A 22430-nucleotide genomic window follows, 5' to 3' on the forward strand; every position below is an offset into this window, starting at 1 on the left:
ATTAAGACTATACTATTTAGTTTACAGGTGTATATTTTATAGTAATACCTCCTTCGTTTATTGGTTCTTTAAAATCAATTCCAATTCTAACAGCATCTTTCCCTTCTCTTAAATGCTTTACTGGTACAGGCTCTGCATGAATATTTATGTCTCCCCCAGTACTTTTTATTTCTACTTTTATTTTTTGATGTTTGCCTGTAAGAATTAAAGAATTAGCATCTAATATTTCATATTTTGAATAAGTCATAATTGCTGTACCAAATGAAACAGGCTCTGATGCTACAAAATGGTCTTTAATCATTATTATTCCTGTTCCAGACTTATTATTTACCATGGTTCTAGTTAACGAATTTAGCATTGGTAATTCGTAAGCTTGTTTAATATCCATTACTACTTTATCTGAGTTTTTTTTAAATGTAGTTTCTATAATGTCACCTTTAAACTCACGTCCATTAGATTGTAATGTATTATTAATTCTAGGAACTGGATGTCCCCAGGAGCTTCTGGCCTTATTGTGTGGAGAAAATGCTCCTGCTCTATATGACGGTGCTCCTATATCTCCTGACAGTAATTCATCGTCTAAAACTAAAATATAGGTTCCTACATCACTGTGATTATGATTTTCGGCATTATGTCCTGCTTTTATAGCTATTGAAAATGGCACTTTTTGTTTTCCACGGGAAATCACCATTCCTAAATCATCAAAAAAAGTATAGTCATTTAATTCTGAATGTTGCTTAATAATCGCATTATTTACTTTAAACAATTCGGGATGATCCCAAGCTATTATTTGCTCTACGGCTTCTTCAAATCTGGTTTCTAAAGGTCTTTTTGCATCGTAATATTTTGAAGATAATACTTCTGCAAAATTACTTCCTTTACCTGCTGTATGTGACACGCCATCTGCAAAAGGAGCACAAGTGCCTTTCTGGATTTCAAAATGTTCAGGAAAGTTTCCTACCTTTCTTAATTTTTTAGGGTCATCGCTTTCAAATAAATTGATATTCCCTTTTGTATAATCTGATAGCATTTGCGCTAAATACAAATAATGATTGAAACCATAACCCCAGTAGCCCAGCCCTTCTGAACAATAGCCATCGGCTCCAAAACCACTTAGGTAATATGCCATACTATTTATTGCCGATCCTACAGCTGCCAAACGTTCTTCTGGACTCTTTGAATTAGTTATTGTTACTAACACAGTACCACTTGTACACACAGAATTCCAGTTACTGGTACTTTTAATCCACTTATTATTCTTATCTGATATTTTACAACTTTTTAAATATGAATCGGTTATTCGCCATTGTAATTGTTTCTTTATTTTGTTTCTCATAGCTTCGGAAATAGAATCACCTAAAAGTGATTCAGCCAATGCTAAAACACCTCCAAATTTTCGTGCTCCCAAATCGATTGTTACTCGCCTACCTTCAAGAGTGCCATTTTTATTATCGTCATGGTTTGGATGCAACCACGACTTCATATCCATTATGGCTTGCAAATAGGTGTTTATTTGAAGCACAAACTGTCCTTTATTTTCTAAACATTCAGCCAAAATAAAATGTTCTAAACGTTTCATAGTTCGGTAATATCTGGGTTTATAAATCCCTCTATTTCCCTCTTTATTGGCTCTTCTATATATCTCATCTGAAATAGGAACTTCTGGCTTTTCATTAATCATAGACAGCGCTTCTTTTAAGTACGCTTTGCCAGATGGCGTTATTGCAATAGCATGCCAATACGTTCTATCACTTATTTTTGGTGCGGGTTGATATGCTTCTTGTGGCATAACCTTTTTAAGCATTTTAATTTGTTTTGCCGACGGATAAATCGTTTTGCTATCAGCATGTTTTAGATATTCGCCAATATCTAATGGTTCTTTTTTTTGGTTATTAGCACTAAAAGTTAGGGTAAAACATAACAAAAAACCTAAACAGATTAATGCTTTTATCTTTCTTTTCATCTTACTATTTATAAGTATTAATTATATCTGGCAATTTTATTTATTTTAAGTATGATTATGTATAAATCATGACTCACGGTTTATAAACTATAGCCTATTTTATAACATTTAATATCTATATTATTTACTTTTAATTTAAACAAAAAAATATTAAAACTGATAATCCCCGACAAGCCAACGGCACCATTCTTAGTCTCCATGCAACGTGCCTCATCAAAACAGTTTCAAAACAGTTCCTTCTTGAGCCAGTTTAGAGCTATTTGGTGTTTCTAAATTGAAATCGTAAGTTTTTAAATCGAATGGTGGCTGGTCGTGAAATAAAGAATTTCTTGAAACTAACTACCCTCGGCAGAGCCATAGAGGTATTTCGCTGGTTTCACACCAAATCAAGTTGCCCACAAGGTTTTGACCTAAAAAGGTCAAAAACCAAAATTCTGTATTTTTCCTCTCCCAGAACTGCCTTTTTTGGCAGTTCTGACCTCTCCAAAGGAGAAGTGACATCGGAAACCCCGACACAGAGTGTCGAGAAATTCTTTAGATTAACACAACTAAGCCATTCCTATAGACAGGAAATCCATAGGCAGTGTTAAGTAATGGTTATAGTTATGGTTTATCTTTAATACTTTCCTATGATCATTATTCTGTTTGATTCCATAAACGATATGGATCGTCGTTAGCAACCATTTGCTCAAGTAACAATGCTTCCATTTCTGCTAATTTATCTGCATATTTAGGGTTTTCTGCTAAGTCTGTTTCCATTTCGCCTGATTTATCATGTTCAGGCAGATATTCATTAGGGTTTTCAGCTAGATTAAAAAGTTGAGTTTCTCTAACTGCACCATCCATAACATCGTACTTTATTAATTTCCAATCCCCTTTTTTTACAGTACGCATCCCTGGTTTTGTGCCTCCAGCGTAAACCCCATACATCACATCTCTTACAACATCTTTTTCTCCTTTTAAAACTGGAGCAAAACTTTTACCTTCAACAGTTTCTGGAGTATTTATTCCTGCTAAATCGCATAAGGTTGGTAGTACATCTAAAAGATAGATGTTCCCTTTTACACGTTTGCCTGCATCTATTCCTGGCCCTTTAACAATAAAAGGTACGCGCCAAGTATGCTCATATAAATTTTGTTTTCCCATTAATCCATGTCTTCCAATAGACATACCATGGTCTGAGGTATAGATAATATATGTATTATCCAACTCGCCCATAGCTTCTAATTTATCAAGAACTTTGCCTAATTGTATATCTATATTTTCTGAACATGCATATTCTCGACCTAATTCATTACGAACCGTTTGTTCGTCTCTGTTTTTCCAAACGCCGCTTACACGTTCTTCATCTCTAAGCTTTGGGTGACCATGATGGAATGGGTGCGCTAATAGATAATTGTCTTGAAGTGAAGGTTGTTTGTCGTTAGCTGGAGGAAGACTAAGCGTGTCCTTATGGTTTACAGCACCGTATTTCTCTAACAATTCTGGCGTACCATCACGCGTATCGTGAGGGTGTGAAAAACCAAAATAAATAAAAAATGGATCTTTTTCTTGATTAACTTCTCTGTCTCCTAAATAATCCAACACCTGTTTCCCATGCCATGCACTCCCACTTTCTTCTGTACCTCCTCGTTTTGTAGCGTCTTTTACTACTGTAAATTGCGTATTCGCGCCTTTGTAAGAGTTGCCGTTTTTGCAAGTACGCATCGTTTTGTAACCTGCTCTGTTAAAAATAGCTCCTATACTTTGGTTCGCTAAACTATCAATACCATTATCTTTATTCATAGCACTAGGTGGCAAATGCCATAAAGTGCGTCCAGTCATAATCATATGTCTTGATGGTGTACATACGGCACCGTTCATAGATCCCATGTGTCGTGCCTCATCAAAAACAGTCCCTTCTTGAGCTAGCTTAGAGATATTTGGTGTTTCTAATATTGAATTGGAATCGTAGGTTTTTAAATCGAATGGGGATTGATCATCCACTAATACAAACAAAAAATTTGGACGTTTTACCTCTTTTGGTTGACTCTCTTTTTTTTTACAACTTGTAAAAAATATCGTGATAGTTAATACAGATAATACTAGTTTGCAAATTTCTTTCATACGTATTTAATTATTATTAATCATTTAGATTTACCCTAAAATTGATATATTATATTGATATAATTTGTTTTTTCGATTTGGTTGCTAACTTTTCAAAAGTATTAATTCTAAACATTATTCATAGTTTTTATTTTTCCAAGTTAATTAATCTTAACGCTCCAGCCTTAAAACTATTTTTTTTACCCTTGAAAGAAATGGTAACAGGCACTTCGTTATGCAAGTAGAATTCATCACCCTTTTTCTCTACAACCACATTCCCTTTTTCGTTAGCTAAAATCGTAAATCCGTTTGCCTTAAGCTTGCTTCCATTACCCATAAACAATACTAAATCATCTTTCTTATCATTTCCAACTAAAGCGTAAGAGGCATTGGTAGACATGTTGTTATAACTTGCCATTTTACCTCCATACGAGGAGAACACATAATCTTCACGTCCAGATTTATTAGTGATATGCAAACCAGCAAAATCCTTATTCCCATTTTCATCATCGAATCCAACTATGGCTGAAATACTTTTTCCTTCTTTCGAGGTATAAGGTTCGTATACAGAAATAAAAGGATGCTCCCAGGCTTCTCCATGTTGCCTCGCTGCAAGGGTTAAATAGGGTGCTTTGTTAACATCATAAGGAAAACTATTTCCTTTACGGAATGCCTTGTTAGGTGGTGATTTTATGGTGAACACTTCGCGCCCTTCTGTTCCTTTCATCCACAGGTTCATAAACACATCATCTTCGCCATCTGGCATATCGATTTTCCATTCGGCTTGGTAAGCTTCGTTAGTTCGAACCGATTTTTTATCCCACATATAATCAAAGGCATATAAATGTCCTCCTGCAAACCCCATTTCTTCACTTGGTGTTAGTTCTAGTGGGGTGCCTTTAGTATCGTTCACCTGCATACTTTGACCAAGATTATGATAAAAATAATCATGAAATTTATCGCCTTTACGCTGTTTTTTCGAACGGAAAACATCAATATAATAGCCTGTGGCTTCACCCGTTTTTATGATGCTAACCAGACGGCTTTGATCGCTGCGGGTTTCTGGTTCTAAAAAGTAAACATCAGAATAGGTAATGTGTTCGTAAAATCCTTGTTTTTGTTCCGATTTTGGATATTGCCCCATTAAATCAAACGCATGGTAACTCAACATTTCGGTATACGAAGAAACCCCATCAACCATAACGGTATTATGCGCTGGAAACTGTGAATAAAACTCCAGATATTTTGGCTGAAGATAACTAGCTCCTTTGCCTGGATCGGCGCCTTGTATAAATCCTTTTCCGTACAATTCCATATTGATACCATTGGCATGCATGTGGTTACCGAGTGATCCGTTTAATGAAACCATCATACCATCCTTACCTGTTCCCATACGTTGTACATGCCAACTCACATTAGGGGCATAAAAGGTTTGGGTAATGTAATCTTTTAAATTGCCAATTTTATACTTTGGATTCAGTTCCAAAGGTTTGCTTTCAAAAAAAGAAGATATATTGGATTTTGGTTTTCTTCTATGCCCAGATCCCTTTGGGCTTCGAGTAAATAACCGATACATGCCTGTAAATTCTTCTTCTAATTTTTTGTTATTATTTTTCTGGGCAATACGAATCATATCACTCATGGCTTCTGTATTAATAGGCCCATAATAGGAATCTCCAAATGCAACCGTTTGCCCATTGGGAAACAAATATTGTGGCAGCATTTTTACGGCCTCTGGAATAACAGGTGTATAAGGCAAAATATTATGGTTGAATGTATTATCGAAGTCTCTAATAAAATTAGTAAGGTCTTTGGTAACACCTTGTGAATAGCCCGGACATTCTGCCCAAACACCGTTATTTTCGTCATAGCCATAATCGATAAACTTAGTAAGTGACCATTGTCTGGCTGAAGTCACATTCAAAATATAATTGATGTAGTATTCTCTCCCTTTTTTATCTTTATAGTTTTTGTCATCCTGCAAAACCATCGCTGCTTTCAAAATAACCTTTGCCTGGTGCAAATTCCAATTGTTTTGTGGTACCCCATTTTTAATAACCTGATCTGCCCATCTCTTAATGGTAGTATCGTACATTTCGATTTTATCTGGATGATTTGTCTCAATATATTGATGCAAAAAATCGTAAAGTTCTGCTATGCTAATAAGAACGCCCTCATGTATTACCTGAAAGTTAGTAAAACCAACAAGCGTTTGAATATGACCATTAAGCAAATCTATGGGTTCACTTCGATAAGACATGCCTTCCATATATGTATGAAACACATCAAAAGAAAATTTCGCAAAACGCTCATCATTTTCTAGCCAGTAAATAAAGGATGCATCTTTAGCCAGCCCTATAATTTCCTCATTAATGGAATAAATGACTCTTCCTGTTTTAGATTGTGCTGCCCACTCAAAAGGTTTTCCTTCCTTATTCTTGTTAGGTAAATACAAACCTCGGGGGTCATCCATATACGGCAAAACGTCCTCTAATTTTGGTTTCCCATAAGGGGTAGTATAATCACGTGAACCTATAAAACGAACGGTTGGCACTGGAGCTTCACCATCTGCGTGAGAATAATTTATGCCGTTTATGTAAACATTGGTGGCTTTTGTTTTCCAATACATCTGTAAACGTGATACCATCCATTCTTTATCATCCACATGGCGTTCAACATGTGCATCTATTTTGTTATGAATGCTTTTAAGTACTTCTTGTGCCCAAGTTTCCTGTTTTATTGTTTTTTGAAGGTCTTTTTTACCCTTTTGGGTAATATAAATACGAGGATATCCTTGTTCTAAATTATTAGGAAGTGGAATCTGTGCAGGCAACCGTGTTCCTATAAAAATCAATACAATTAATGTTAGCGTCTTTTTCATCTTTATATAATCTAAAAATTCTATTCAATATTACCCATTCATTTGATAAATGAATATAACCCATAATTCATTGTATATAAATTATGATTTTTATCTATTGATTTTTGCTGAATTTATTGAAATTAGACAATCTAAACAACACTTCTATGAACTATCATGGCCAAAACTAAATTCCTTTGAATTCGTGAAACCTGCCAGCTCTTCAATATCATTTAATGAAGGATTTTAGAAAGCGAAAGTAGAATGTAGAATGCTTCAAAACACATCGTTTTAACTGTATTTGAAACCAATAAAAGCCAATATTCACTAAAAATAATTTTAATGAATATTAGCTTTTATACTGAAATGGTTTAAATGATGATTTTTATTTTTTCTTTAAAGCTATTTTAATGGCTTCTTTAGCTAATGGTCCCATAATTTCGTAACCTTTTACATTTGGGTGAACGGTATCTCTACCTAATTCTTTTTTCAGACCTTTAGTCTCATTTACCATAGATGTATAGTAATCTAAATACACCAAATCATTAGCTTTTGCATAGGCTTTAATTTGTTTGTTTATTGCAATAATAGCATCAGCAGGTTTAATAGATGGACTCCAAGAATAGCTACTTGCAGGCAATATAGAAGCCAACACAGTTTTTATATTATTAGCTTTTGCCAATTCGGCCATTGAACAAATATTTTTAACAATATCGTCTGCACTAATTGGTCCACCGTTTCCTGCAAGATCATTTGTTCCTGCACAAATAACGACCACTTTTGGTTTTAAATCGATAACATCTTGACGGAATCTTAACAACATTTGTGATGTTGTTTGTCCGCTAATTCCTCTATTGATATACGATGGGTTCTTTTTGAAGAAAACACCGTGTTCTCTTGTCCAATTTTGAGTAATTGAATTCCCCATGAACACAACTCTATTTTCTTTTTTAGCAGGTGCTTTTAATTTGGCATTTGCTTTTTTAAAGCGTTTTAAATTCGCCCAATCATCATTAGAAAGTAATTTTATTTTTATTACTGAAACATTTGCATCTGGTGCTTGTTTTGGCAAATTGATAACCAATTGCCCATTGACTAATGTTGTTTTAAGTTTCGATTTCGGATCCATTAATAAAGACGCTTTTTTAATTTTAATATCGCTATTAATCACCAATTTACCATCGGTTGGCCAATCGAAAACATGTGCATAAACAACCCCCTCTTTTTTAGTGTATCGTCCCCAGTCTGGTCTGGCATACGGACTTGCTTTTGTTCCGTAAACCGATTCTCCATTAACTCTAGTCCATGTTCCCATAGCTTCAAGGCGCTCAATACTTTCTGGTGGAAATTGCCCTAAACCATCAGGACCTATATTTAATAAAAAGTTACCTCCTTTAGATACTATATCTACTAAATTCTGAATTAATTTTTTGCTACTTTTCCAATTATGATCCGATGGTTTATACCCCCAAGAACCATTCATCGTCATACACGATTCCCAATCAGAATCTATTCCTGTTGCAGGTATTTCTTGTTCTGGTGTACCAAAATCTCCGGCAAAATTGCCTTCGGTATCCATACCATCCATGCCTTTACGGCCTTTATCTACTCTATTATTTACAATGGTATTAGGTTGTATTTCACGAATAAAATCATAAAACTCTTTACCCATTTCGGTGGTATAATCTCCAATCCACTCGCCATCAAACCAAACAACCCCTATATCTCCATAATTAGTTAATAATTCTTTAACCTGTGGTTTAAGGTAATTTTTATAGTACTTCGGAAATTCAGGATTAACAACGGTTTGATCTTTTTGCCCCGCATTATAATTTGGGAACAAATTCCCTTGAGCTTGCGGATGATGCCAATCTGTAATAGAATGATAAAAACAAAATATAATACCTTGCTTTTTACAAGCCTCCGATAATTCTTTTATTATATCTCGTTTAAATGGTGATGAATCCATAATATCATAATCTGACACTTTAGAATCCCATAAACCAAAACCATCATGATGTTTCGAGGTGATTACAATGTATTTCATACCTGCATTTTTGGCCATAGAAACCCACTCATCTGCATTAAACTTTACAGGGTTAAACATGGCTGGAAATTTTTCATATTCCTCAATGGTATAATCCAATTTATCCATAATCCATTCGGCACCACCACCACAAATTTTTCCATCTCGTTCGCCACCAGGAATAGAATAAACACCCCAGTGAATAAACATTCCGAATTTAGAATCACGCCACCAAGCCATTCTATCATCGTCTGATAACTTTTTAACCTTAGTATCGGTTTGAGCATAACCTATATTGGCGCTTAGTAATACAGCCAACAGGAGTAAACATAATTTCTGCAAAGCTTTTATTTTCATTTATTTTAATTTATTTAGTATTAATAGTGATTTTCTTTTCTGATTGATTACGCATGATAATTAAATCTAATTTTCCTGATTTATTTTCCATATTAATTTTGAAAAAGTCCTGAACATTTACAACCTTTTTACCTGCTGCTTGTAAAATAACATCTCCTTTTTTGATGCCTTCGTTTTTTACTGCTGGACTCTGTTTCCATGTACGTAAAATAACAATACCTTCTGGGCTGTTTAATCCGTAAGCAGACTGCTCTTGCTCTGAATCGACACTTTTTATCTCATTACGTAACCAAGCTACAACAGGACTGCTTTTCTTTTCTGATACATCTTTTATCTCAGGAATTTCTGGTGTTTTGGCTATTTTTTTAAAACTTTCTTTTTGAACTCCAAACTGATCCATTGGGAAATTTTTAAATCCTATTTTTAATGCAGGAGAATCTTCATGAACGGAAAAATCTAAATTTGCTGGGTCTTTAAACATCGGATCTCCATAAGCACTGTGTATATCTCTATCGTAAACCTGCGATTTCATTAAAGAGACTTCGTTTGAGAAAAAATTATAATCTAATTCTTTTCCCCAACCTAACAAACGAACATCATGATACCCATTTGCTACAATATTATGCTTAAACACATCCTCACTGTTTACAAACCAAACATGTGGATGTAATGAGTTGTTCACCATGATGTTATTTTCGGCAACACGATTAAATCCTTCACGTAATTTAAGCCCGTTATTTAATAGTAAATTATTATAAATGTGATAATTTGATGACCCATCATCTAAATCGATATCCCAACCGTGATCACATCTAAAACGGTTATTTCTAATTATGGTTGTTTTAATAGCATCCCAAGTATACATATCTGGATTTGCTATGGTTAAACTATCCATAACTCGACGTTTTGGATGCCAAAAACGATCTCTACCCCATGAGTTAAACGACCCATGATCACTCGTTTCCAATACGGTGTTAAATACATCATTAAACTCTAAAATATGACCACCCCAAGTACCCTCACCAATATTTATTCCTGCTCTTGGCACATCATAAATACTATTATAGCGCACCGTAATATCCATAGCCATTGAAATTTGCACACCTGCAGTTTGCTTTTCAATGCGACCAATTCTGTAAATTAAATTATCTTCCACCAAACATGCGCGCGGATATAATTCATTTTTAGGACCAGAAATCGTATCCATTTCTGAAACAGGTACAAATTGTCCGTAATTAAATGATGGCGAACGTACAGCTGAAGCATCTCCAACAAAGGAAATAGCACTAGCTCCGTTATCGTAAATATGATTGCCTATTACCTGCAACCCTTTATTATATTTGCTAACCATAATAACGTTCCCGCCTAAATTGGTAAATTCATTATCTTTTAAGATACAGTTTTCTGTACCTTCAAAAAATAGCGCACCTCCTCTGTAAATAGACCAATCACTTCTTAATAAAGGTTCATATTCCTCCATAAGTGTGCGTTTGGTATTTTCAAACTTAATACCGCTTATGTTTATGTCTTTTACTGGATTTTCTAGTGTTCCAACCACTCGAATTAAATCTTTAAGGGCAGAAACTTCTATTTTAGAGTTGTTTAGAGTTACCCCTTTTACTGGCCAATAGTATAGTTTATCATTTTCTCTATCTAAAAACCACTCTCCTGGACTGTCTAATTCTTCAAAAACACGCTCTACCATTCGGTATTTTGCATGGGGTTTTGAGTTTCTATTGTTTTGATGTCCGCCTTCTAATATAGCTGTTCCATCTTCGTTTACTCCTGTGATTTTATAATGAAACCCTCCCCATTTTCCATTATGTAAAGCATGAAAATAAGTGCCTTCTGGTTTTTTCCATGAAGCGATACGTTCTTTTGATATGGCATCGGCAGCATAACCTTGCCAATATTGAGCCGCTTCATTATAATTAGGATAACGTGCTAAAATTTGTGGTTGCCCATTTATTACGAGCTGATCGAAATCTGAATTTTCAGCGACATGTGTTACATAGATAGTATCATTATATGGTTTCCATTGGCTATTTAATAACACAGAACCTTTTATAGTAACTTCTGAAGCACTGGTTCCTTTTATAGTCAGCCCACTTAATGATGCTGGTATCGTTATAGCCTTCGTTAAACGATATACACCAGGTAAAACATGAATAACAATATGAGCTTGTGTATTAGTTGATTTTAATTCGGTTGCTTTATTAATTGCCGCTTCTATACTTGCAAAAGGCTTTTCTTTAGTACCATCTGAATTTTCAACGCCATGCTCCGACACATACATTTCTACCGTATTTGGCTTTGTTGCACATGAAACAAACACAGTTAATATCACTAATAAAACACTTAATCTTCTCATTTTATTTTTTGCTTTTTGTAATGGTTTCCTCTCCTTTTATATATCCTAATGATTGTAAAAACAAATCTGCTTCGAATACTGTTGCAATATAACATTTATCTGCTTCTTGCCTTCCTTTATTAAAGAATCCGTGAGGTTGTCCTTCATACAAACGAAGATCGCATCTACTACCAACAGCTTCCATTTTGGATTTAAATTTTTCGACAATAGAAACGGGTATTATTTTATCTTTTGTACCTAGAAAAATAATAGTTGGTGGGGCTCCTTTTGTAATATTTTGCATAGGAGAAATTTCTAAATAACGATCTCCAACCTTATCATTCGCAAAACCATCAGGACTCATATCAACCACTGGGTTAAACAATACCAAGGCATTGGCTTTTGTACTTACTGATACATCTTCGCCTGTTTCATTCAGCCCAGAAACTAATGATGATGCTGCAGCGATATGCCCACCAGCAGATCCACCAGATGCAATGATTTTATTTGGATGAATTCCAAATTCTTTAGCGTGATTTCTTAAATATCGAATGGCAGATTTAGCATCTTTTACCGATTCAAACGGTGTGGTTTGATGTCTAGATTTTACTCTATAATCTGCTAATACTGTAATCATTCCTCGAGAGGCAAAATATATTGCCTGATCTTTAAACTGCGCGGTACTTCCTCCTGTCCATCCACCTCCAAAAAAGAAAATCATGGTTGGGTATTGCTTTCGTTTATTAAATTTATTAGGATAATAGAAACTAAGTTTTAATTTATTACCATCTACTTCCTTATACACCACTTCTTTAAGAGGGTCTGTTTCTTTAGAGTCTTTATTCTGACTATTTACATGACCTGTAGTTAGTAAAACGACTAGTGTTGTTATTAAATACTTTACCATATATAATATAAAATTTTAGTAAACAATTAATACTTTACTGTAGGCTTTGGATAGTCTAAACTCTAACTGTTCTGGGTTTGATCTATTAATTTGACCTTGTCTTGTTGCCACTAATTTATCATTCTCATAAACTCTTAATTCTGCCGATTTTTTTCCATCTAAAAAAGGGGCTCGTATCACCACAGCACGGTCATTTTCTATAGCAAATGTATTTTCTGAACGCTCAACAGAAAGTGTAACAGGCTCGCCAGTAGTAATGATTTCCCATCCATTTTGTGCGTACTTATTCATGCCTGAAACGAAAAAATAATCTAATTTTTTTGTTCCTTTTGTCTTTCTAGTAACCGATAAAAGTCCTTTTTGATATAAACCGTCCTTTTTAACTACGTCTTCTTCGGTGGTATTCAAAATAATGTAATCGGTTGTTTTATGATCATTCAATGCCACTTCTATAACTTGTGTGCTTGGGTTTTCTTTGATTGATGAAAATGTTACATCGGCAATGGGGTTTTCTTCATCTTTAAAATAAGGATTGAAAACGAATGCAAATGGGGTATTCCATGCAGCTTCATTTCTTTTTACAATTAATGTTTGTATAGAATCTCCTAAAATTTCTTCGGGAGCTGTTCCCTTTGTGAGTACTTTTGATTTTGGAGCTAAAGCTGTATATATTTCTTGGTGTTTACTTCCTTGTACCCAAACTTTCGTTAAATGATCTCGTTCTCCTTTATTTTTAAGTCTAAAAAGTGCCTGAACATCCTTTATAGTTTTAACTTTCTTTTTATTACTTAAATAATCATAAGCTTTCAAATCGCCATATTTGCTTCCAAAATCTGTGGTGGTAGTTAAATTTAGTTCTTTAGAATCCTTTTCAAAAATTTTAAGCGATTGTCCTAAATTATGATAAAAATAGTCGTGTCGCTGTGCGCCTTCCTGTTGTTTTTTAGATCTAAACACATCTACAATGTATCCTTTTGTGGTGTTTGATTTTATAATAGCTGTAAACCGTTGTTGATCTGCTTTTGCTTTAGGCTCAAAAAAGGATACTTTAGAAAATGTTAGTTTATCAAAACTCGGTATTTCTCCTGCTTGCGGAAAATAATTTTCTAGTTTAAACGGATGGTACCCTCGCATCGCATTATAATCTGATACACCATCTACAACAACTGTATTATGTGCAGGAAATCTAGAATAGTATTCTCTATGATCTGAATGCCAATAACTAGAGCCTTTTCCCATATCTGGTCCTAATACATAGTTATTCGCAAATAGCTCTATAGAAATCCCATTTACATGCGAATGGTTTCCATAAGAGCCAGCCGTAGAGATCATCATTGCATCGTTTCCTTCTCCTAACCTTTGGTTAAACAGACTTACATTAGAAGCATAAAACGTTGGAGTTGTTAATGTCTTTAAACCATTTTGAATATGTTCTGTAGGCTTTAAACTATCTACATAGAAAAACAATTGAAACAAATCGTCTGCTTTTCGTTTGTATTCACCTTTAGCAATCATTTGTTGTAACAATTTAGAAATAATCCCCTCTTTTTCCTCATTGTTATATTTATTATAATTTGAAATTAATAATTCAAAATTTTCTGGCGGAAGCGGTTTATGATTAGAATCGCCAAAACCAACCGTGTAACCACTAGGAAACAAGTATTGAAATGATGCCAATGCTGCTTTTTCTATAACAGGGAATTTAGAAAGCTCGTTGTTATTTGTTGCATTGTCTAATAATGTAAATATATTAAGCAAGGTTGTTATAACATGTACGGAATACGATGCACATTCTGGCCATATTCCTGTTTCTGGATCATAAACTAACAAAGATTCTTTAATAGATAATTGCCTTTCTGTAGATGTATTAAACGTATGGTCTAAAAAATATTCACGTCCTTTTCCGTTTTTATAAGTTTTGTTACTTTCTAAAGCTAAGGCTACGTAGGTTAAAAATCTGGCTTGGAAAAGATTCCAGTTGTTATCTGGTATTCCATTATTTATAATTTGATCTCCCCATTTTTGAAATACGGCGGCACTATGGTCAAGATTGATTTTTTCATCTTCAAAATAGTCATACAAAAAGTCGTATGTTGTCAATAAGTGAATCAGTATTTGTTCATGAATGACTTCGAAAGTTGCCAATCCAGAGATACGTTGTTGATTCCCATTTTCTAAATCTATAGGTGCATCTCTATAATACATGCCTTCTATGTAGGTTTCAAAAACTGGTTTTGCAAATTCAGCATATTTTTTATCCCCAGTTACCCAATATAAAAAGGCAGCATCTTTAACCAAACTCATGATTCTGCGATTAATACCTTCAATGGCATGTCCCATTTTTGAGGGATGTACCCATTCCTTTTTCTTGGTTTTCTTATGTGTTAAATAATAGCCTCGCGAATCATCAAAGTAAGGTGTTACGTCTTTTAATTTAGGTGTTGCATATTCTGTAGCCCAATCTCTGGTTCCTGAAAAACGAACCGTTGGCACTGGTGCGGTACCTTTAGAATGTGAAAAATCGCCTCCTTTAAGAAATACTTTATCGTGCTTGGTTTTCCAATTCATTTGTAATCTTGACACCAACCAAGTGGGGTCTTTTTTACAATACTTTAAATACTTTTCAAGGTTCGCTATTTTTTTGTCCACTAAGCTTTTCTTCCACGCAACGGTTTTTATACTTTCTAAAAAGTCATTTCTAGAGGCATTAGTAGCGTAAATTCTAGGGTGGGTTGTTTCTTGTGCTCTTGTCAACAAAGAAGAACAAAGTATCATGTAAAACATCGTACACAATAATATAGGCTTCACTTTTATTTTCATTTCTATTTTTATACTATTTAATTTTAATATGGTAACCAGCTGGATATTCTTTTGACTTTCCTTTTTCAAGTTGAATTAAAATAGGTTTATCTGAAGAATAGTAATAGGTACCCGCTTCATATTTTAATTCAGCTGTAACCGATTCATTAACTGCTTCAATTTTAAAAGGCCCTTTTTGCAATAATTTTCCTTTTCCTAAATACAAATATTGAAAATTATTATTTTCTTCTGAAGTAGTACCAAAAATTCCTTGAAATTTAAAATGCTTCATTGGCTTGTGTACTTTATTATCTATGGCATTACAGATGTATTGCGTGCTATTTTTAGAGTTTACTTTTATACTCACAAAATTATCGGAGGTATGGACTCTTGAAATTTCTTGAATCGATTTTTTACCTATTTCATAAGATTCAAAAACAGCCAAAAACGGATGTTTTTTTCCATTGATATTGTTCTGACGAACAATTAACGTTGGTGTTATTTCTGGGCTTTTATTTACCTGCCCTGGTGTTATGTCACTACGCAGTGTTGTTGGTGGAGCATCAACATGATACAGTGTTCTATTATCTTGTCCCATCATCCACATATTTACGTTTAATGCGGGTGCGGGTGACTCTGCAGTTATAGTCCAAGTGGCATTAAAATCGTTTGAATAGTTTATTTTCCTTTGATTTTTAAAGAAAGCATAGTTTTTATCATACTTTACTCCCAAATCATTCACTGCTTTTAAGTTTAATGACGTATTTGACGTATTCTTAAGCAGCATTGAATGGCCTAAATTATGATGGATGTAATCGTTATCCGATTGGTCTGATCTAAAAATATCAACATAATATCCTGAAGTTTCAGAGGTGCGAACCATGGCTACCAAACGACGTTTTTCATCTGCTGAAACATCTGCAAAAGAGATGTTTTCTGAAGTTTCCGATGTATTGTAAAATCCTGTGGTTGTATCAACCATTGGATCCATAGCATTTATGGTAATATCTCCCTCTCTATACCCTGGAACAATGGTGTTAGATCCCGTGATTTCTCTGTGGTAACCAGCATCTGGCGACCAATAGGATTCGTAAGCAGAAGCATCTGGTGCTAAAGCCCAACCTTTACCATAAAATTGCATAGCTAATCCATTTTTAGCCAAATGGGATTTATGTTTCCCTCCATATAAGGTAAACATCAACCCGTTATTTTCATTATTTCCATTTCTCATAATAATATGTTTATGAAATGGAGAATAGGCTGCTTTATGAAATGGCAAATCACTTCCAGATTCTGGCAAAGGTTGATTAAAAATAATGCCTTGCCAATCTGAAGTATTTCTATCGTATTGACCTGATGCTATATTTTTACGAATAACAGTAGCCATTTTTTTAGCCGTTTCGGTATCTCCTTCCCAAGTGGAATAGGTTAATAAAGATTCAAAAGACGACATATTTGCAGGACCACCTCGCATATCGCCAAAAACTACCAAATTACCACGAGCATCTAACCAACCTAAATTTGCCAAGGCAGCTTTGCTAATAATTGGGTTTCCTGCCAAGGTATTGATTCCTGCTTTATACAATTTAACTCCCATTTTTAAAACTAATGGAATCATCCCCGATGCATATCCTGGAGATTCTGGCCATAAACCTGTTGTTTTATTATAATAATCCATGATTCCTGGTAAAGCAGTGCAATAATCTGTCGATTTCTCTGTGTAAAAAGGCATGTAATAGTCGCGTCCTTTACCATCTTTATAAAAATCGTTAGATTCTAAAACAAGCATACTGCTTAAAATATTTTTATAACGATTAACGTTCCAATTGCCTCTTTTTCCACCTCTAATAAGCCCTATATCTATAAAACGTTTAAACACCACACCTGCAACTTCTGCTGGTGTCTTATTCATTTTTTTTAAATGTTCGTGAGGATGCTCATGTATATAATCATAAAGAAAATCATACGCTATAGATGTTGGGATTTGTCTATCATCATGTATCACTTCGTAATCGTAATATCCCATAATACCGCCAGGTTTGTACCCTCCTGGTCCATTTGTAGATTGTTTTGGATCTAAAGGTGGTTCCATATAATAAGTTCCCAATAACCAAGTCCATAAAATATCTGATGAAAATTTAGCATATTTTTCATCTTGGGTGATATAAAAAGCAAATGCCGATTTTTCTGCCAACGTTAATATTTCCATATTGTTAGCTCGAACCATGTGTCCTGTTTTTTTATAAGGAATTAAAACAGGCGTTTTATCGGCGCTAGAACGACTAATACCTAGCAAATCTCCAGATTCGTTATATGGAATTCTGTCCTCTAAAGGCACATTCACATAATCGTTCCAAGTTCGCATACCAGGTAAACGCACTGTTGGTACAGGCGCATTACCCTCACCATAATCCCAATTTTGTCCTTTGATATAACATTGGGTAAAATGAGCGCCATCTTTCCAATACATCGCTAATCTGGAAACAATCCATTCTGGATCTTCAACATGACGATTCACATAAGAACCTATATTTTCTAGCAGGTTATTCCAAGATACTTTTGCCCAATCTTCAGTTTCAATTTTAGCTAAAATTTCGGCACGGTCTTTAGTCTCTGCAAATACCCTTGGATGTTGCTCTGTAGTTTGAGCATGCATTTTTAGTACCATTATAATTAAGACTAAAAATGTAGGGACAGATTTTATGAGGTTCATTTAAATAGTTAATTTGATACTTTAATATTGATTTGGATGTTCGTAATCACCAATACGATGAAAAACATTTCGTTTTAAAGGAATTTGCATCCCATCTGTATCTTCTAACCAATCGTATAAACTATTAGCAAACTCTTTAATCATAGGTTGAAACTCAGGTTTATCAATTAAATTAAATAATTCATTCGGATCATTTTCAATATCATATAATTCATTGGTATCCCAAATACCATTATACCTTATGTATTTATATTTATCGGTTCTTACACCAAAAACAGTCGGCGTCATTGGGAAATCGTATTCAAAATAATACTCATAAAATATTTTTTCTCTCCATTTGGTTTCATCGCCTTGCAATAATTGTATAAACGATTTTCCTGGCATATAATCAGGTTTCTCTAAACCAGCACAATCTAAAATGGTTGGAGCAATGTCTACATTTTGCACCATGCGTTCTACGGTTTTTCCACCTTCAAAAATTTCAGGACAACTTACTAACATAGGGACTTTTACAGATTCTTCGTAAAAGTGACGCTTATCAATAAGTCCATGTTCTCCCCAACTAAATCCGTTATCACCCATGTAAATCACCATGGTTGACTCATCCAATCCGTTTGCTTTTAACCAATCAAGTATCGTACCAACACTATCATCTACCCCCATTAAAGTTTCACAATAACGCTGTACTAAATCATCGAAAGTACCATCGGCCGTACCGTGATACATATAATCGACACCATGCCAGCTATCTCGTTGGCGTTTTACCCAATCTGGCCAGTTTAGTTTTTTATACTCCGACCCTATAGTTTGTGTATAACTATCTGGTTTATCTATTTTTTTACCTGCATACATACCTTCATGGCGCTTAGCTGGAAAAAACATAGCATGTACAGCTTTATGCGATAAATACATGAAGAAAGGCTTCTCTTTATTTCTATGATCCAACCAATCTACTGCATGATCTGTTAATAAATCGGTTACATAGGTATCTTTATCGTACTGAATGTTTTTACCATTTATATTCAAATTCGGGGCATAGTAATCTCCTTGTCCTGCAAAGCTTTCCCAATGGGTAAAACCTGGGCGGGGACTATCATTATGATCGCCCATATGCCATTTTCCAAAAAAGGCGGTTTGGTATCCTGCTTTTTGTAAATATTCTGGAAAAAATGTTAAGTCTCCTGGATTTGGAGCTACATTATCTACAATAGTATGCACGTGCGAATATTGCCCTGTTAGAATGCTTGCTCTACTTGGTGAGCATAAGGATGTGGTAACAAAGGCGTTTTTCATATGGGCACCTTCGTTCGCCAAACGGTCTAAACTTGGTGTTTTTAACCAAGGTACTTTACCTGTAAAGCCCATAAAATCGTAACGGTGATCGTCAGTTAAAATAAAAATAACGTTACGTTTCTTTTTACCTTTCTGTTCTTTAAGTTTTAAATTGGTAACTTTTTTAGGTTGTTGTAAACTCAACATTTTAGTTGGCGTACATAATGTTAATACTAAAACAATTAGTACTACTTTATAATTCTTAAAAATTCTCATAATTTATTTAATTATTTTCTTCACACCATAAGTGTATCGATTTTTGAAGTGTACGATGGCAGGATTTAGTAAAAAAACACTGATTAGAACTAATGTTTTTTTTCATCCTTTTAACTACCTAACCACTTGTAGTTATTAGATTTTTATTTCTTCTTTATCATTATATCTTCCAACTCTTCTAATGTTTTTCCTTTAGTTTCAGGCATCATAAATGCAACAAATAACAATTGAAGCACCATCATTCCTGCAAAAAGCAAGAATACAACGCCTGCTCCAATCATTGGATGACTAAATAAGTAAGGGATAAACGACGGAATAATAGCAGCTAAAATCCAGTGGATTGAACTTCCAAAAGATTGTCCTGAGGCTCTTAAATGATTGGGGAAAATTTCGGATATAAAAACCCATATTACAGCGCCTTGCCCGATGGCATGAGCTGCAATAAATAAGAATAAGAAAATAGGAACAGCCATTCCAGTCCATCCAAAGAAAAAGGCTGCAGATACTAAACTCAACGATATGATATAACCTACAGACCCTATATACATAAGTGTTTTTCTTCCTAGTTTATCTATCAAAAACACACCCAATAGTGTAAACACAAGGTTTGTAATACCAATACCTACACTACTTAACAAAGCTGTACTTTCTTTTAATCCTGCTTCTTCGAAAATACGTGGGGCATAATATAAAAAAGCATTAATACCAGATAATTGATTGAAATAGGCAATTAAAAAAGCCAAGATTAACGGAAATCTATACTTTTTTATAAAAATGGTTTCAGATTTATCATTTTTGTGTGAATGGCTTTCAAACTCTGCTATTTGTTCTTCAACATTAGCATTTGCATCTATTAACTTCAATACTTCTCTCGCTTCTTGTTCTCTAGATTGCGACAATAACCATCTTGGGCTTTTAGGGAGTTTTAAAGCAAATAAAACGTATAATACCGCAGGAATTGCTTCAACACCTAGCATCCATCTCCAGGCATTTTCACCTATATCGCTTAATAGGAAATTGGATAAATAGGCGATTAAAATACCAAAAACAATATTAAATTGATACAACGCAACTAAGCGTCCTCTATTTTTGGCAGGGGCAATCTCAGAAATATAAGCAGGTGCTGCAATGGTTGAGGCACCTACTCCAATACCTCCAATAAAACGAGCAAAGGCAAATACATAAGCATCGTTTGAGAAAGCAGAACCTATAGCTGATACTGCAAATAATACACCAATAACTATTAATGTGTTTTTACGTCCATATTTATTGGTTGGTATGCCTCCAAAAATAGCACCAATTACGGTACCCCAAAGTGCCATTCCCATAACAACCCAGCCATGAAATGAATCTGATGATTCCCATAAAGTTTGTAGTTTTTTATCTGCTCCAGAAATGACTACCACATCAAACCCGAATAAGAAACCTGCAAGTGCTGCAGTAATAGACCATATTATTATTTTTTTGTTCATGCTACTTTATGTTCTTGTTTATATTAAAATATATAGTTAGTTATAATACAGAATTTCTTGAAACCAATTCTTTCGAATAAAAAATTCTTGAAACTGACTATCCCCGAGGCAAGCCATAGGGGTATTTCGCCAGTTTCATTTTGCCTTTATAGAGACAAAAATCGAATTTTGTTATTTTGCCTCACCCAGAACTGCAAAAAAAGGCAGTTCTGACCTCTCCATTGGAAACCCCGACCCAAGGGTCGGAGAATTTTTAGATTAATTTTTTAAAGGAATAACCATATTCCATGTTTTTGAACCGTTGCTAAAACCTCCAGGACCGTCCATGGTTGCGAAAAAAATGTGCGTTGGTTTTCCTTTTTCAACAAAAACAAAAGGGCGTTCTAATTGTCCTTGTTTGATTGTTTTCCCATGATCCCATTTTACGAGTTTTGTGTAAGCTTTTGGGTTTTCATCAATAACCCAATCGATTCCATTTTTAGAATGTGCTACAAGTCCGTCGCCCTTTCCTCCCGTAATTAGTCCTCTTTGGTCTTTTGCTATCATGTGATACCCATCATTATCGCTCCATAAATGCGGGTCTTCAATTTCACCAAAGCGTTCCATCGAAAATAATGGATCATCGCCTATTACTGTATATTTCCCATCGTACGATGGTGCTGTAGCAACACCAATACTCATATCGCTATGCGTTACACCATCTTCCTTATAGCTTCTACCTTTAAAAAGCAACACCACGGTCCCATCTTCTTTAACTAAAGGAGACGGGTTAGAGGTTAAAAAACTATAATATGAATTTGGTTTTACATCTAAAATAGGTGCATCCAATCGTTTCCATGGACCGTTAAGACTTTTTGATGTAGCAATCCCGATACGTTTTTTCCATCTGGCTGCAATACACCATTTGCTAGACAAATCGAATGCACTCACATTTTCTTGAGTAACATCTTCAAAAGGATGTGTTGTCCCCATATAATAGAGGATATACGTTTCTTTATATTTTACAATTTTAGGATTATGGCAGGATTTCCCATCCCAGAATTGAGTGCCTCTATCACCTAAAGCTAAATCCTTAAATTCATAAGGACCTTCTGGTGTGCTTGATACTGCATGAACAATTTCTGAAGCAATCATCCAACCTGGATGGAATGGCAAAAATTTAGGCCAACGCGATGCATACATGTGATATTTACCTGCTTCGCCTTTAATAACTGAGCTTCCCCAAACCCAATAATCTTCCATTTGTAAACCACCGTTTACTGGTGCTTCTTTTAAATCGTCAAAAATAGAATTCTGTGCACTGCACGTAACAAATCCAATAAAAAAAAGAATGAAGTATTTCATTATTTT

At 34.7% G+C, this 22430-nt stretch carries 11 protein-coding genes; all 11 read right to left on the reverse strand.

Annotation, left to right across the window (positions count from 1 at the left end; translation table 11 throughout):
• Positions 1-16: 16 nt before the first annotated feature.
• Positions 17-1963, reverse strand: a complete 1947-nt coding sequence (locus tag Q4Q40_RS05780; RefSeq protein WP_303300802.1) for a hypothetical protein — start codon at positions 1961-1963, stop codon at positions 17-19.
• Between the two features lie 636 nt (positions 1964-2599).
• Positions 2600-4069, reverse strand: coding sequence for a sulfatase family protein (locus Q4Q40_RS05785; protein ID WP_303300803.1), 1470 nt, complete (start codon positions 4067-4069; stop codon positions 2600-2602).
• A 127-nt stretch (positions 4070-4196) separates the two neighbouring features.
• A complete protein-coding gene (locus Q4Q40_RS05790; RefSeq protein ID WP_303300804.1) occupies positions 4197-6929 on the reverse strand; it encodes an endo-acting ulvan lysase-like protein in 2733 nt (910 codons plus the stop codon).
• Between the two features lie 364 nt (positions 6930-7293).
• A complete protein-coding gene (locus Q4Q40_RS05795) occupies positions 7294-9291 on the reverse strand; it encodes an alpha-L-fucosidase (RefSeq protein ID WP_303300805.1) in 1998 nt (665 codons plus the stop codon).
• Between the two features lie 10 nt (positions 9292-9301).
• Complete coding sequence (locus Q4Q40_RS05800; protein ID WP_303300806.1) at positions 9302-11662, reverse strand: PDZ domain-containing protein; 2361 nt, start codon at positions 11660-11662, stop codon at positions 9302-9304.
• A 1-nt stretch (position 11663) separates the two neighbouring features.
• The gene (locus Q4Q40_RS05805) at positions 11664-12548 is read right to left on the reverse strand and encodes an alpha/beta hydrolase (protein ID WP_303300807.1); all 885 of its coding nucleotides are present in this window, start codon (positions 12546-12548) and stop codon (positions 11664-11666) included.
• A gap of 15 nt (positions 12549-12563) precedes the next feature.
• On the reverse strand, positions 12564-15368 hold the full coding sequence (locus tag Q4Q40_RS05810; RefSeq protein ID WP_303300808.1) for a heparinase II/III domain-containing protein: 2805 nt from the start codon (positions 15366-15368) through the stop codon (positions 12564-12566).
• 13 nt (positions 15369-15381) lie between these two features.
• Positions 15382-18060: an endo-acting ulvan lysase-like protein gene (locus Q4Q40_RS05815; protein WP_303300809.1), complete on the reverse strand. Its 2679-nt coding sequence runs from the start codon at positions 18058-18060 to the stop codon at positions 15382-15384.
• Between the two features lie 21 nt (positions 18061-18081).
• Positions 18082-19608, reverse strand: a complete 1527-nt coding sequence (locus Q4Q40_RS05820; protein WP_303300810.1) for a sulfatase family protein — start codon at positions 19606-19608, stop codon at positions 18082-18084.
• Positions 19609-19751: 143 nt separating this feature from the next.
• Complete coding sequence (locus Q4Q40_RS05825; RefSeq protein WP_303300811.1) at positions 19752-21080, reverse strand: sugar porter family MFS transporter; 1329 nt, start codon at positions 21078-21080, stop codon at positions 19752-19754.
• A gap of 258 nt (positions 21081-21338) precedes the next feature.
• Positions 21339-22424 carry a glycoside hydrolase family protein gene (locus Q4Q40_RS05830; protein ID WP_303300812.1) on the reverse strand — a complete coding sequence of 362 codons (1086 nt, stop codon included), beginning with the start codon at positions 22422-22424 and terminating at the stop codon, positions 21339-21341.
• Positions 22425-22430: the final 6 nt, after the last annotated feature.

The organism is Flavivirga jejuensis (genome assembly GCF_030540765.1).
GTDB lineage: Bacteria > Bacteroidota > Bacteroidia > Flavobacteriales > Flavobacteriaceae > Flavivirga > Flavivirga jejuensis.